The sequence below is a fragment of the Jiella flava genome, assembly GCF_017349315.1.
Classification (GTDB): Bacteria; Pseudomonadota; Alphaproteobacteria; order Rhizobiales; family Rhizobiaceae; genus Jiella; species Jiella flava.
The window spans coordinates 333,976-347,362 of sequence record NZ_JAFMPP010000001.1 but is presented as its reverse complement, the minus strand read 5'-3'; the positions used below and the strand labels follow the sequence as shown (position 1 = coordinate 347,362).

The following is a 13,387-nucleotide window of genomic DNA, read 5'->3' as shown; positions in this document are numbered from 1 at the left end:
GGCGTGCTCCCAAAAACGACGCCGCCATGTTCACGAACGCGCGTCGATCGCCTCGGCGATGCTGTCAGCCATCTTCAACAGCCGGATGATCATCGGCACCACGAGGGTCAGCACCGTCGGCTTGCGGCCTCGTGCGATCTGGGCTTCCCGCAGCTCGCTCAGGATCTGGCCGATGGCGGGGATGAAGCGGATGGCGAGCGAAATGGCGAGACTGATGCCAGAAACGTTGAGGCCGAAGCGCGACAAGGGCGACAGCGCAACTTCGAGGGCGGTGACGAGATCGCTGGTGCGGGTCGTCAGTGTGACCAGACCTGCGGCAAGGATCAGGACGGCAAAGCGCGTCACGAAAAGCAGGGCCTCGCTCGGGCCGGCGAGCCAGAGTTGGGCGAAGGCCAGGATCGCCAGGATGAAGGCGGCCGGGCGCACTTGCTCGATCATGGTGCGCAGGCCGAAGCCGGCGAGGCAATAGAGCCCGAATATCAAAACCATCGCCGCGCCGGCGAGCCACAAGGACGACAGTGCCAGGAGGGCGGTCCCGGCGATCGCGAGGCTGAGCAGCTTCAGCCCCGGCCGGGTGCGGTGCAGCGGGCTGTCGCCGGCTCGATAGAGCCCGGCGATCATCCGACGAGCTCACGGTAATGGGTGAGCGCGGCGCTGGGTGCCGCATCGGCGACGATCCGCCCGCCTTCAAAGACCAGGACGCGGTCGAAATCACTGAGGAGCGCAAGATCATGCGTGACCAGGACGACATGCTCATCAAGGCCGGCGACCGTCTCCATGATCCGCCGGGTGTTGCGGCGATCGAGCAGCGTCGTCGGCTCGTCGAGCACCAGCCAGAGCGGCTCCAGGATCATCACACCGGCGAGCGCCACCATCTGCCGCTCGCCGCCGGACAATTCATGCACCAGCCGATCGGCAAAGCCATCCAGCCCGAAGCGTTTCAGGGTCGCGTTGACCTTCTCCGCGATCGCCGCCTTGCGCAGACCGCGACTTTTGAGGCCAAAGGCGAGATCCTCGCCGACGGTCGGATAGACCACCTGGTTGTCGGGGTTTTGGAAGAGGAAGCCGACGCGCCGGCGAACCGCCTTGGCGTCACTCTTGGTGTCGAGCCCTTCCACCGTCACCGTTCCGCGGCTTGGCAGGAGGAGGCCATTGAGCAGCCGTGCAAAGCTGCTCTTGCCGGATCCATTGGCGCCGACAATGCCGATCCGGCGCTCGCCGAGCGTCAGATCGAGACCGGAGAGCACCGTTCGTTCGCCTCGATCGAGGCGGACGTCCTGCAACTGGATCATGGCGGTGTCCGCGTTCGTCAGGAGCGGCTATGAGCGTGGCGAATCATCGGATAAGCGCGCTTGATCAACACGATCGCCGCGGCGGCGACGCCGGCCTTGGCCAGATCTCCCGGAATGAAGACGGCGGAGCCGGCAAAGGTCTTGCCCAGCGGGGTGCCGGTCACCGCGGTGATCCAGGGCACGCCGATGCCGTAGAGGACGACGATGCCGCCGATCACCGATGCGATGAAGGCGGTGACAAAGTTCAAGCCGCTCCACAGCCTCTCGACGATCAGGCCGGTGACGCCGGCCGCGGCGATCCAGCCGAGGATGAAGCCGGCGCTCGGGCCCGCATAGACCGCGAGGCCGCCGCGGCCACCGGCCAGAATCGGCAGGCCGACGGCGATGAGAACGTTAAACAGCAGCATCGACAGGGCGCCGCGTTTGGCCCCGAGAATGCCGCCGGCCAGCATCGGGCCGAGCGACTGGGCTGTCACGGGCACGCCGAGCGCTGGAATCATCAAGGGCGGGAAGGCGCCGAGCACCGCAGTCAAAGCGGTGAACAGGGCGATCAAGACAATATCGCGGGTCGACACGGTTAGGTTCCTTTCGAAACGCAAAGAGGTCACGTAGGAGTGACCGTAGGCCCGGTGAAAAATCAATGGAAATTGTCAAGGCACATCGACATTGGCGGCCGGTGCCGGTTCGTCGGACAAAGAAGAATGCCGCCGCGACCGCGATCGGGCCGCAGCGCGGCGCCAGCGACCAGCGCCGTTGCCGGCGAGGATCCAATAGACCAACGCGAATGTCAGCGATGCGACGAGGATCGCCGTCTGCACACTCATATGCGGGACATTTGGGCCGTAAGCGCTGAACAGGATGGCAATGCCGCCGAGAAAGCCCGCAAGCAGGTGGAGCAACAGGGATGGCAGGACCAGGATTTCGCTCGCCACCATGAAGATGACCCAAGGGAGAAAGGCGACAGCCCCGATCTGCACCGCCTGGGCGCCAAGATAGAATGTCGTTTCGCCGATGAAGAGTGGATCGAAGGCGGCGCCGCTGCCGAGGTGAACGAACGGCCACAACATTGCGAAGGCAGCCGCGAGGCATGCCGCAACATAGGCAAGCGGAACGACGAACAAAAATCTCAACACCGTGGCCATCGACGGGTGCTTCCTCCAATGCGGGGCAAGGGTGCGGCTCGAATCCGCGCACAGGCCGACGGTCCCCCTTCCGCCCTCGGCGCGGCCAGTTGACCTGTGCGCCGCCATCGTCTTGGCGGCCGCGCAACCGGTCAGCCCGCTGCCGCTTCCAAGGCCTCGCGGTCCTTCTTGCGCAGACGCTCCGATTCCGATTTCAGCTGGCCGCAGGCGGCAAAGATGTCGCGGCCACGGGGGGTGCGGATCGGCGAGGCGTAGCCCGCCTGGTTCACGTAATCGGCGAAGCGCTCGATCTCATCCCAGGCGGAGCATTCGTAGCGACTGCCCGGCCAGGGATTGAACGGAATCAGATTGATTTTCGCCGGGATCCCCTTGAGCAGGCGCACCAGCTCGCGGGCATCCTCCGGGGAATCGTTAACGCCCTTCAGCATCACATATTCGAAGGTGATCCGTTTGGCGTTGGACAGCCCCGGATAGGCGCGGCAGGCCTCGAGCAGGTCTTTGAGCGGATATTTCTTGTTGATCGGCACCAGTTCGTCGCGCAATTCGTCGCGCACCGCATGCAGCGAGATCGCCAGCATGACGCCCATCTCGGCACCGGTCTTTTCGATCATCGGCACGACGCCGGAGGTCGACAGCGTGATCCGCCGTTTTGACAAAGCGAGGCCTTCGCCATCGGACACGACGGCCAGCGCCGTCTTGACGTTGTCGAAGTTGTAGAGCGGCTCGCCCATGCCCATCATGACGACGTTCGAGACCAAACGCCCCTCCGAGGGAACGATCGCCCCGGCGGGTGTCGCAGCGTCCGGAAAGTCGCCGAGCCGGTCGCGGGCGAGCAGCAGCTGGCCGACGATCTCGTCGGGCGTCAGATTGCGCACCAGCCGCTGGGTGCCGGTGTGGCAGAAGGTGCAGGTGAGAGTGCAGCCGACCTGCGACGAGACGCAGAGCGTGCCGCGGCCTTCTTCCGGAATGTAGACGGTCTCGATTTCCACCGGCCGGCCGGCACCCTTGGCCGGAAAACGCAGCACCCATTTGCGGGTGCCGTCGACCGAGACCTGTTCGGTCACGATCTCCGGCCGGGCGATGGTATAGGCGGCGTCGAGCTTTTCGCGCAGCTCCTTCGAGACATTGGCCATCAGGGAAAAGTTGGAGACGCCGCGCACATAGAGCCAGTGCCAGAGCTGGGCGACGCGCATCTTCACCTGGCGATGCGGCACGCCGATCGCGCCAAGCGCCTCGCCGAGTTCGTCGCGCGACAGGCCGATCAGCGAGGGCCTTTCGTCCGAAGCCGCGCGTGCGGACGCGGGTGAGGCTGCAAGCGCCTGCTCGCCGAAGGCGGTGCGCGTTTCAGGCGCTTTCAGATCGATCGAAATGGCCATGATGGTCCTTCGCGAAAACTTCTCGTCGCCCGCCCGGATGAAGGACAGCGCAACCGGGCGTCACCGTCACGATGCGCCAAGGTATCTTGGATGGCAAGCACACATGCCCGTTTGCGGCGAAGACTTCAAGGGTCGGAGGGCGTTGATGGTTTGCGTGAGGGCTCAGCTCTCGTCGTTTGGAATGTTGAGAATGTGGCCGCAGGCTTTGCAATGAACGGCATCCGGATCATGGCGCTGCAGCCCGCATTGCGGGCAGGTGTGATGCACTTTGCGCGGCCGGAAGATCGCCTGGGCGAGTTGCACGAACAGGCTGATGCCGATGATCATCACCACGATCGAGGTCAGTTTGCCCCAGGGGCCGCTGAGGGTGATGTCGCCGTAACCCGTGGTCGTCACCGAGGCGACGGTGAAGTAGAGCGCGTCGAGATAGCCTTCGAGGCCGGCATTTTGCCGAAAGAAGGTCGTATAGATGAAGCCCGTCGCCAGGAACAGGAAGGTGACGAGGTTGAGCACCGCCCGGGCCGGCAATTCCCATTCGGCAAGACCCTGCCGGCGCAGCGGCTGCCACAGCCGACCGGTCTTTGACAGCGACCACAGCCGGATGATCCGCAAGAAGCCGAAATTGATCAGTGTGTAGGGCAAGAGCAGGGTGATCAGAATGAACAGGTCGAGCAGCACGACCGGTCGCTTGAGCCATTCGAGCGGCCGCCGTGCAGCGAGGAGACGCGCGCCGATGTCGAGCGCCAGGACGGCGGCGACGCTGTAATCGACGGACAGAAAGACCGGCGTGTTCTTCAGCACCGGCTGGGCGATGAACAGCGCGATGATCGCCAGATCGACGCTGAGCGCCGCGGTTTGAAAGCGCCGTGCCGTGCGCGTGTTGCCGTAATAGAGCTGCCGCAGAGCGATGCGGAGGCGCGCCAGCGGGGCTTCGTCACGCGGTGCGCCATCGGCGGGCTCGGATGATCTGGACATCGGCATCCTTTAAGGCTTCGATCCGCCCCAGATAGGGCGTATTCGATCGGGGGCCGTCCCGGCCGTAACGACATTGAGGAGAGCCGCGATGGGCGAGATGGATCGGCCGCGAATTGCGATTACCTATTGCACCCAATGCCAGTGGCTGCTGCGCGCCGCCTGGATGGCGCAGGAGCTGCTCTCGACCTTCGGCACGGATCTGGGTGAGGTTGCGCTGATCCCGGGGACCGGCGGAACCTTCGAGATCCGCTATGGTGAGGCGCTGATCTGGGAGCGTAAGGCCGATGGCGGGTTTCCCGAGGCGAAGATCCTCAAACAGCGGGTCCGCGATCGTCTCGATCCGGGCCGCGACCTCGGCCATAGCGACCGCAAATAAGGCGCAGCCGCTGATTGACGGCGATGCGGCCGGCGGCAGGACTCCGGCCAAGAGCGGCATGCGCTCATCTGACCTTGATGCGCCGTGTCTCCTGGCATTCGCCGGCCCCGGGGGCACGTTGGCCTGAGAGACGAAGGCCATTGATGATTACAGAGTCCGTCAGTGCGCCGTCATTTTTATTGCCGCAAGGACATCATCGTCGCTTACTTCCAGACTTGACGAGTATCGGCCATTCGCTGGGCGTTTCGGCTGCGGGCGATCAAGAAGACGGCTGGCCGATGCGAGCGTTTCGGACTGCGGCAGTTCCGATTACACTGATTGCAGGCGCCGACGGTGGCGAGAGTATTTCAGGAATAGACGTGTTTACCATTTGTTAACCGGGGTCTCGCGCAAGCTTGAACCGGCATGGTCCTTGCGACTCAGATCAGTCGATCGTGCGTATGCAAGGAGTAACCCATGGCTTTGGCCATCGGCGGGCAAGCCCAGCAGATCATGACCAATCTTTCCGGGCTCGGCACGCGCAAGCTCGCTGCGCTCGGGCTCATCGGGTTTCTCGTTGTCGCACTTGTCGGGCTCGGCAGCTACTTCCTGTCGCGCCCTGACATGGAGGTTCTGTATTCCGGCCTTGATCGCACCGATGTGACGCGGATTGGCGCAGCCTTGACCGAAGCGGGTATCCCTTTCGACGTCAATGCCAAGGGCGATGCCATCATGACGGCCTTTGCGCAGACGGCGCCGGCTCGCATGTTGCTGGCCGAAAAGGGGCTGCCACGCTCCGACAATGCTGGTTACGAGCTGTTCGACAATCTCGGCTCGATCGGCCTCACCTCCTTCATGCAGCAGATTACCAAGGTTCGGGCACTCGAGGGTGAAATCGCCCGCACGATCCAGTCGCTCGCGCATGTGCGGGCGGCGCGCGTTCACATCGTCTTGCCGGACGAGGGAAGCTTTCGCCGCGACGCGCGCAAGCCGTCGGCCAGCGTGGTCATTCGGACCGACGAGCAGGACAGCTTCGGCGAGGCGCGGGCGATCCGCCATCTGGTCGCCTCGGCGATCCCTAGCATGACCCCAGACGAGGTGACGATCCTCAACGCTGACGGCACGCTGCTCGCCTCCGGCGACGACGATTCCGGGTCCAATTCTCCATCGAAACTGTTTGGCATGGAGCGCGTGGTCTCCAAGAGTGTCGAGGACTCGATCCGCCGCACGCTCGCGCCCTATCTCGGCGTCGGCAACTTTCAGACTTCGGTCTCCGCGACGCTCAACACCGATCGCAAGCAGACCAACGAGAAGATCTTTGATCCCGACAGCCGGGTCGAGCGGTCGGTGCGGACGGTCCGCGAAAGCGGTACGAGCGAGAATTCGACCAAGCAGAATGCCGTCGGTGTCCAGCAGGACATCCAGCCGGCCGGCGAAAAGCCAAACAGCTCCAGTGGTCAGACCTCAAAAGATAATAACGACCGTCGTGAGGAACTCACCAATTACGAGATCAACGAGAAGACCGTTCAAACCACGAGCGGCGGCTATAATGTCGAGAAGCTCTCGGTCGCGGTGGTGGTCAACCGGGCACGGCTGAAGGAAGTGCTAGGCAAAGATGCGACCGAACAGCAGATCGATGCTCAGGTCGCCAAGATCCAGGCACTCGTCACCTCCGCTTCGGGCCTGTCGGAAGCGCGCGGCGACAAGCTGAACGTGACGGCCGTCGACTTCATCGACACCAAGACTGCTCTCGAACCGGTTCCGGGCCCGGGTCTTGGCGAGATGTTCATGCGCCAGTCTGGCACGCTGATCAACGCGCTCACCATCCTCGTCGTCGCGGTGCTGGTCATTTGGTTCGGCCTGAAGCCGGCGATCCGGGCGATCATCCAGGCGCCGGCGGAATCGGCGACGCGGGGTCTCGAGAGCGATGGCGAGGGCCTTCAGGCCCTTGGCATGGACGGCGACGCGGGCGGCAATCTCGAACTGCCGGGTGGTTTCGACTTCGCACAAGGTACGCCGGATATATCCCAGTTCGGTGGTGGCGCGCCGGCCTATCTCGGCCAGTTCGATGAAGACGACCATCAAAGCCCGCAGGAGCGCCTCGAGAAGCTCATCGACCAGGACGAGCTGAAAGCGGCGAATGTCCTCAAGCAGTGGATCAACATCAAAGAGGCGGCGTAAGAGATGATCTCTCTCGCACAATATCTGACGGAATTTCCCGAAGAGAGCGACAGGCCGTTCCAGAGCCTGAAGGCAGCCAAGCCGAAGCCCGAGAAGAAGCCGAGCTTCGAGCATTTGACTCTCGTCTCAGACGCGCCGGCCAAGACGAAAAAGAAGAAGTCGGTTCCTCTGCAGTTCGAAGCCATTCCCGAAATGGGTGAGGCCGAGGCAGCGCTGGACGAGGTCGATTTCGATGCCGCGGATTTCGGCTTCGATGCCGACATGGCAACGGTGGATTTGACCGCTGCGGCAACGACGATCACCGAGGCGGATCTCGATGCCGCCCGCGCCGAGGGCCAAGAGGCCGGCCGCGCTGAGGCGCTGACCGAGGCCGAGGCGCGCGTCGCCGTGGCGGTGGCCGAAGCCGTTGCCGCTGAACGGGCACGGGCCGAGGCCGAAAAAGCCGAGGCCGTCAACGCGACGCGGCTCGAAGTTCTCGCCGAAGAGGGCAATCAGCTCGGCGCGATGGTTATCGACAAGCTGGAACGGATTGAGGCGGCGCTGCGCACCTCGCTCGCCAGCGTCCTCAAGCCGATTGCCATCGATGCGCGCATCCGCCAGACCGTCGAGGATCTTGCCGCGGCGGTGGCGGTCTTGTCGCTTGACGGGCGGGCCCTGTCGCTGCAGGCCATCGGACCGGCATTGCTCCTTGATGCCTTTGCCGAAGCGCTCGGGGAGCGGCGCGGTTTCGTCGCCTTCGAAGCCAACGAGACCATGACCGACATCCGCATCGAATGCGATCAGACCACGCTCGAGACGCGTCTCGCGGATTGGAAGAACGCGCTTGAAGAGGCTCTTCAGTGAGCGAGCAGTCCGAAGCGGGTCACCTCGAAAAGCAGGAAATCATCATTGTCCGCCGCGGTGGGCATGGTGAGGACGGCCATCATGGCGGTGCCTGGAAGATCGCCTTCGCCGACTTCATGACGGCGATGATGGCGTTCTTCCTGGTGATGTGGCTGACCAATTCTTCGGACATGGCGACCCGCAAGCAGGTCGCCCAATATTTCAATCCGATCAAGCTCAACGATCCGTCACCGGCAACCCGCGGCATCAAGCAGAAGGATGACGGCGCCGACCGCGAACAATCGACCAATGGCGAGAGCGAGGCCAAGACCAACGGCGACCCGCACGGCAATCCCGTCGCCGGCAAAGAGAAGGGCGGCGAGGAAAAGGCGATCTTCCGCGATCCCTATTCCGTGCTCGCGGAGATCGTGTCGGAAAGCAACAAGAACGGCGACGGCGAGATGAGCGGCAAGCCCGATGGCTCCGGTCTGCCGGGCCTCAATGGCGGCGAAGCCTATCGCGACCCCTTCGATCCGGATTCCTGGCAGCTCTCGCCCAACATGACCGAGAGCGGCGGCCGGCTCGAAGATGTGCCGCCGCTCGAGTTCCGCACCGCCGTTCTGCCGGCCGAAGATCCGATGAGCGATCCGTCGAAGGGGCCGAAGGGCACCGGTGTTGATGAGCAGGGCGCCGGTGTCGGCGAGGGCGATCAGAAAGACAAGAAGGGCTACAAGGACGCCGGCGACGAAGCGGGGGCGCCTTCCGGCAAAGGCACGGATCCGAAGGGGAAGGCCGAGGACGGCAAGGATAAGATCACGGGCAACAAGGCCAAGGCCAAGTCTGGCATGGCGCCAGACCTCGCCACTAAGTTGCGCAGCGAAATCGACGCCAAACTTGCCGATCTCGGCGACCACATCCCCTCCAAGATCCAGGTCGAGGACGGCGATGGCGGCGTGACCATTTCGCTCGCCGACGACATCAAGGGCGGCATGTTCCCGATTGGATCGGCCAAGCCGACGGCCGATGCCATCCGGATGATGGACCGCATCGCGGCGGTGATTGCCAAGCAGCCCGGCGACATCACCATTCGCGGCCATACCGATGCCCGCCCCTTCTCCAACGGCGAATATGACAATTGGCGTCTGTCTACCGCCCGCGCTCACATGGCCTATTACATGCTGGTGCGCGGCGGGCTCGACGAAAACCGGGTCAAAGCGATCGAAGGCTTTGCCGACCGCGAATTGAAGGACACGAAGCATCCCGAAGCGGCGATCAACCGGCGGATCGAAATCTTCCTCAGAGAGCCCAAGTCATGACCTGGCGCCGTCTCGACTGGCTTCTTGCGCTGGTGGCGACGGTGTTGGTCCTGGTCGCGCCGGCCCGCGCGAAGGACGCTCCTTCCGCCGGCCCCAGTGACACGTCCGCCGAAGCGGTCCGTCAGGCCGGCGAGGACGCGCGCATGGGCGAGGATCCCCTCGCGCATGCCCCCGATCAAGGTCCTCAGACCGCCATGCCCGGCACAGCATCCGATGCGGCCGATGGTCATGGCGATGCCCCGGCTGACGGCGCTGGCAGCCCGGAGACCGAGAGCAACGATGCCGCGGGGCATGGGAACGATGCCCATGTGACCAACAGCCATCCGGCAGTGCCGGTTCGCGGTCCGCAGCCCTATGAGGTGATCCGGTCGCTGCAGTTTCTGCAGGATCAGGCGGCCCGCGGCAATCCGGCCGCCAACCGGGTGCAGGCGCGGCTTCTGCAGTGGTATGGCCCGTCCTTCGAACATGCCAGCAATGACGTTTGGAAAGACCCGCGCAATCAGCGCGCGGCCGCGCTTTTCGTTCTCAGCGGCGGTCCACCTTCGGTACTGCGGATGATCATCGCCAGAAACGCGATGCCAGAGTCGGTGATGCCGCTTCTGAAGGGAGCGCTCGCTTATGTCGAAAACCGCCAGAAGGATGCGGAAACGCTGCTGTCGGGCCTCGATATTGCCCATTTGGAGCCCGGGCTCGGCGCGCAGGTCAATCTGGCCCTGGCGCAGCTGTTGGAAAAAGAGCATCCGAAACAAGCGCTGGAGCGGCTTCGGCTGGTGATGTTGGAGGGGACGGGCACGCTGTTGGAAGAAGCGGCCCTGCGTCTGGCCATGGTGTTGGCCGACCAGCTTGGCGAGCATGACCGCGCGGACAACTACGCCCGGCTCTATTTCGATCGCTACGACAAGTCGATCTATGCCGGCAACTTCCGCGCCCGCTTCTCGGCCATCTATGTCGCGCGGCCGGCTTCTCAGGCGAACAAGACACTGGCGACAGTCGCCGACGCGGTCGCGCGGATTCCCGCCGATCAGCAGATCATGATCTATCTGTCGATCGGTCGCCGTTCGCTGATCGCCGGCAATATGAAGCTCGCCGGCGCGATGGGTGAAAAGGTGCTTGGCTACGCCAATCTCAGCGACTATGCCCGCCAGCGCGCCCGTCTCTACGTCGCCGCCTCGACCCTGACCGAACGCGATCCTGCGGAGATGCTGGCCTCGCTTCAGTCGATCGATCGCGACAAGCTGCATCCTGCCGATCGCAAGCTCTATGACGCGGCGCTCGGCGTTCTCAACCAGATCCGCAAACCACTCATGGCCGTCAGTCGAACGGACAAGGATGCGGCGCCGGCGAGCGAAGCCGCGTTCGATTCCGCTGTCGTCGATCGGGCAAATAAACTGCTCAACGCCGTCCGCGGCGATTTGAAGGAATCGGGCAAATGACCGTTGCTGCGCGTCTCGTCTCCGAGACCACCAATGTGCCGTCCACCCGTGGGGCTGGGTCCCGGGAGCAGGATGGAAACGAGGGCAAGGGCTTCGGCGCAATGATGCGCGAGGCCCACTCATCGAAGGACGGGCGCGACGCTTCGAAGACGGCGAGCAAAGCGGCCGCCGTTTCCGACGATGGTGGCGACCGGCCGGATCCCAATACAGCCGATGGCAAGGCGCCAAGCGCCGTCATCGCGGACCGCAGCACGCAACTTGCCGCCAAGCTGGCGGGCAAGGGCGACACCGTCGCCGCCGCTCGCCACAACACAGCCGCTGTGCAGTCAGAGGCGGACGCCGGCGAGACCCTCACGCCTCTCCCGGGTGGTCAAGAGGTCGAGGAGAAGAAGGCGGAGCTCGCGGCCGAGACGTTGCGTCTTGACGCCGCGGGCCGGCCGATCCGCCGCTCGCTGTTTGCGCCGGTCACGGCGGAAAACGATCCGCAGCTCGCGGGTGCGGCCAAGGCTGCGGCCCCGCACATCAAGATCGAAGAGCCTCTGTCGGCTGAAAACAACGCCAAGGAGCTTGGCCTCCTGCTGCCGGGTGAAGTGGATCCGGCGGCGGTCCCCACGCGCCGCCATTCCGGTCGGATCATCGTCACCGTCGGTCGTGGCCAGGCGATCGCCGAACCGGTCAAGGACAAGGATGCCGCGCCGCCGTCGCGGCCGGTGGCCCCGGACGCCAAGCTGGTGGCCATCCTCGGTAGTTTCGGCGTGACCTATCAGATCGTTCCCGAATCCACCAACGACAAGGTGGCGGAAGCGGTGAGCCAGGGCAAAACGACCGGCGAAGACTCCGAGGCGAGAAAGGCCAAACCTGAGGGCGCTCTTGCCGCCGCGCTGGGGACGGCCGGCAAAGGCCTGACCGGCGCAAGCGATTCGACGAAGGCGGCCGATGGGGCGAGCCCTTCGACGGCCAAGCAGCACGACCACCGCGACGCCGCGATCGATCCGGCGCGGCTGAAGACGGATAACGCCAATGCCGGCTCCAACGCCTCCTCGGCGTCGGCTACGGGCCACGCGATGAGCGCGGCTTCGGCCAGCGCTGCAACAGCTGCGGCAGCCTCGACCCGGATTTCGACGCCGGGCCTGGCGGCGAAGGTTGATCTGGTCTCGATGCGGACGGATTTTGAGCCGGCGACCCGGCGGGCCAACCGCGACGCGGCCACCACGCCCGCGACCGATCAGCCTCGGGCCGAACCGAAGGCGCCGCGCGACGTCATGGCGGCCTTCGGTCGGACGCTTGCGCATTCGACGTCACCGGTAGACACGAGACCGACGATGCCGCAGAGCGTGGCGGGAACCGACCAGGCGCAGGCGTCGGTCGATGTTTCGACCTCCGGCGGCAACGGTGGCGAGCGTGGCTCGGGCAGCGAGCGGCGCTCGCATTCTGGGCAGTCGAAAGCGTCGGCCGCATTGGCGTCCCGCCGCGATGCGAGCCGGTCCGTCTGGTCTGGGTCGACGGCGGATATGCCGTCCGCGTCGGCGGTGTCGAACGACGGCCGGCCCTCCGGCGCGACGCCGATGCCTGCAACGCGTCTTCCGAGCAAGGCGATGGCCGCCGCGCGGTCCCTTGTGGCAGAGCAATCTCCGCACCACCAAAGCGTCGGCGCGAGGTCTAAGGGCATCGCCACCGATCTTCGCGCCGATTTGAACCCGCGGCCCGACCAGCAGGCCGAGACCATTGCCGCCCAACAGATGAGCCAGAGCCGCGCCGCGCAGGCGACCACGGCGGCTGCTGCAGCCGCGGCAGCCGCGCCACAGGCTTCGGCCGGCCGCCAGGTTGTCGATGCGGTCGCCGCGGCCTTGGCTGAGATGGGGCCTGGCGCGAGCAGCGCCGATCCTGCCAGCCGAACCCGCATGCGGGCGGGCGGTGCCGCCTTGAAGACGATCCAGATCCAACTCTCGCCGGAGCAACTGGGCAAAGTCAACGTGACCTTGAAGCTGATCGAGGGCAATCTCGCCGTTCATATCGAGACGAGCGAGCCCGAAACGGCGCTGCGGCTCAAGGACGACACCGAAGGGCTGACGACCTTGCTGAAATCGGCCGGCTTCAATGTCGACGAGGCGAGCATCACCTTGGCCGCGACGGACGGCAGCGTTGACCAAATCCGCGACGGCAGGGGCTCGAACGACACCGCTTCCACCGGCACGAGCCGCCGACGCGAGCTGCAACGCGCCGGAGGGCGCGGGTTGCCGCTCGAGTTCGCTGATATGGCGTCCGAGGCCGATACTGAGCCGTTCGTCTATCTCTGAGACGGCAGCATCGGGCCGAAAATCGGAATCACCTTTCGGCAAGCACGATGCGTTGAAACAATCGGAGTGAGCGTCCGTCAGGCGTCCTGTCAGACACGCGGCGCGCTCACGAACGGAACCTCGAGGCCTGTTTCCGATGGTTCAATTCGCGCAAATTTTCTGAAAATCGACGCATGCGGATTCATAATCAGCGCGGCG

The 13,387-nt window shown here is 64.6% G+C and carries 12 protein-coding genes; 6 read left to right on the top strand and 6 right to left on the bottom strand.

What is annotated here, in order from left to right:
• Nucleotides 1-30: 30 nt before the first annotated feature.
• The 6 genes from J1C48_RS01595 to J1C48_RS01570 form a co-directional block, all read right to left on the bottom strand.
• Complete coding sequence (locus J1C48_RS01595; protein WP_207255894.1) at nt 31-621, bottom strand: energy-coupling factor transporter transmembrane component T family protein; 591 nt, start codon at nt 619-621, stop codon at nt 31-33.
• Nucleotides 618-1,292: an energy-coupling factor ABC transporter ATP-binding protein gene (locus tag J1C48_RS01590; RefSeq protein WP_207255893.1), complete on the bottom strand. Its 675-nt coding sequence runs from the start codon at nt 1,290-1,292 to the stop codon at nt 618-620. Before J1C48_RS01590 ends, J1C48_RS01595 begins: the two co-directional genes overlap by 4 nt.
• A 17-nt stretch (nt 1,293-1,309) precedes the next feature.
• The gene (locus J1C48_RS01585) at nt 1,310-1,867 is read right to left on the bottom strand and encodes a biotin transporter BioY (protein WP_207255892.1); all 558 of its coding nucleotides are present in this window, start codon (nt 1,865-1,867) and stop codon (nt 1,310-1,312) included.
• 75 nt (nt 1,868-1,942) lie between these two features.
• A complete protein-coding gene (locus J1C48_RS01580; RefSeq protein ID WP_207255891.1) occupies nt 1,943-2,434 on the bottom strand; it encodes a hypothetical protein in 492 nt (163 codons plus the stop codon).
• Between the two features lie 131 nt (nt 2,435-2,565).
• Complete coding sequence (gene rlmN / locus J1C48_RS01575) at nt 2,566-3,810, bottom strand: dual-specificity RNA methyltransferase RlmN (RefSeq protein ID WP_207255890.1); 1,245 nt, start codon at nt 3,808-3,810, stop codon at nt 2,566-2,568.
• A 162-nt stretch (nt 3,811-3,972) separates the two neighbouring features.
• Complete coding sequence (locus J1C48_RS01570) at nt 3,973-4,785, bottom strand: potassium channel family protein (RefSeq protein WP_207255889.1); 813 nt, start codon at nt 4,783-4,785, stop codon at nt 3,973-3,975.
• A 97-nt stretch (nt 4,786-4,882) separates the two neighbouring features.
• Between J1C48_RS01570 and J1C48_RS01565 the strand changes: the two genes are divergently transcribed.
• The 6 genes from J1C48_RS01565 to fliK all read left to right on the top strand — a co-directional run bounded on the left by J1C48_RS01565 (nt 4,883) and on the right by fliK (nt 13,189).
• Nucleotides 4,883-5,161, top strand: a complete 279-nt coding sequence (locus tag J1C48_RS01565) for an Rdx family protein (protein WP_207256117.1) — start codon at nt 4,883-4,885, stop codon at nt 5,159-5,161.
• 456 nt (nt 5,162-5,617) lie between these two features.
• On the top strand, nt 5,618-7,321 hold the full coding sequence (gene fliF / locus J1C48_RS01560; protein WP_207255888.1) for a flagellar basal-body MS-ring/collar protein FliF: 1,704 nt from the start codon (nt 5,618-5,620) through the stop codon (nt 7,319-7,321).
• Between the two features lie 3 nt (nt 7,322-7,324).
• Nucleotides 7,325-8,164 carry a hypothetical protein gene (locus tag J1C48_RS01555; protein WP_207255887.1) on the top strand — a complete coding sequence of 280 codons (840 nt, stop codon included), beginning with the start codon at nt 7,325-7,327 and terminating at the stop codon, nt 8,162-8,164.
• Nucleotides 8,161-9,459 carry a MotB family protein gene (locus J1C48_RS01550; RefSeq protein ID WP_207255886.1) on the top strand — a complete coding sequence of 433 codons (1,299 nt, stop codon included), beginning with the start codon at nt 8,161-8,163 and terminating at the stop codon, nt 9,457-9,459. The genes J1C48_RS01555 and J1C48_RS01550 overlap by 4 nt, the downstream gene beginning before the upstream one ends.
• Nucleotides 9,456-10,892 (top strand): hypothetical protein, encoded by a 1,437-nt coding sequence (locus tag J1C48_RS01545; protein WP_207255885.1) that lies wholly within the window; start codon nt 9,456-9,458, stop codon nt 10,890-10,892. Before J1C48_RS01550 ends, J1C48_RS01545 begins: the two co-directional genes overlap by 4 nt.
• Nucleotides 10,889-13,189, top strand: a complete 2,301-nt coding sequence (fliK, locus tag J1C48_RS01540) for a flagellar hook-length control protein FliK (protein WP_207255884.1) — start codon at nt 10,889-10,891, stop codon at nt 13,187-13,189. Before J1C48_RS01545 ends, fliK begins: the two co-directional genes overlap by 4 nt.
• The last annotated feature ends 198 nt before the right edge of the window (nt 13,190-13,387 follow it).

Bases quoted from the DNA above. Each gene is read 5' to 3' on its own strand.
- J1C48_RS01590 (WP_207255893.1), bottom strand. From the start codon at position 1,292: ATGATCCAGTTGCAGGACGTCCGCCTCGATCGAGGCGAACGAACGGTG.
- J1C48_RS01555 (WP_207255887.1), top strand. From the start codon at position 7,325: ATGATCTCTCTCGCACAATATCTGACGGAATTTCCCGAAGAGAGCGAC.
- J1C48_RS01545 (WP_207255885.1), top strand. From the start codon at position 9,456: ATGACCTGGCGCCGTCTCGACTGGCTTCTTGCGCTGGTGGCGACGGTG.
- J1C48_RS01580 (WP_207255891.1), bottom strand. From the start codon at position 2,434: ATGGCCACGGTGTTGAGATTTTTGTTCGTCGTTCCGCTTGCCTATGTT.
- J1C48_RS01595 (WP_207255894.1), bottom strand. From the start codon at position 621: ATGATCGCCGGGCTCTATCGAGCCGGCGACAGCCCGCTGCACCGCACC.
- fliF (WP_207255888.1), top strand. From the start codon at position 5,618: ATGGCTTTGGCCATCGGCGGGCAAGCCCAGCAGATCATGACCAATCTT.
- rlmN (WP_207255890.1), bottom strand. From the start codon at position 3,810: ATGGCCATTTCGATCGATCTGAAAGCGCCTGAAACGCGCACCGCCTTC.
- J1C48_RS01565 (WP_207256117.1), top strand. From the start codon at position 4,883: ATGGATCGGCCGCGAATTGCGATTACCTATTGCACCCAATGCCAGTGG.
- J1C48_RS01570 (WP_207255889.1), bottom strand. From the start codon at position 4,785: ATGTCCAGATCATCCGAGCCCGCCGATGGCGCACCGCGTGACGAAGCC.
- fliK (WP_207255884.1), top strand. From the start codon at position 10,889: ATGACCGTTGCTGCGCGTCTCGTCTCCGAGACCACCAATGTGCCGTCC.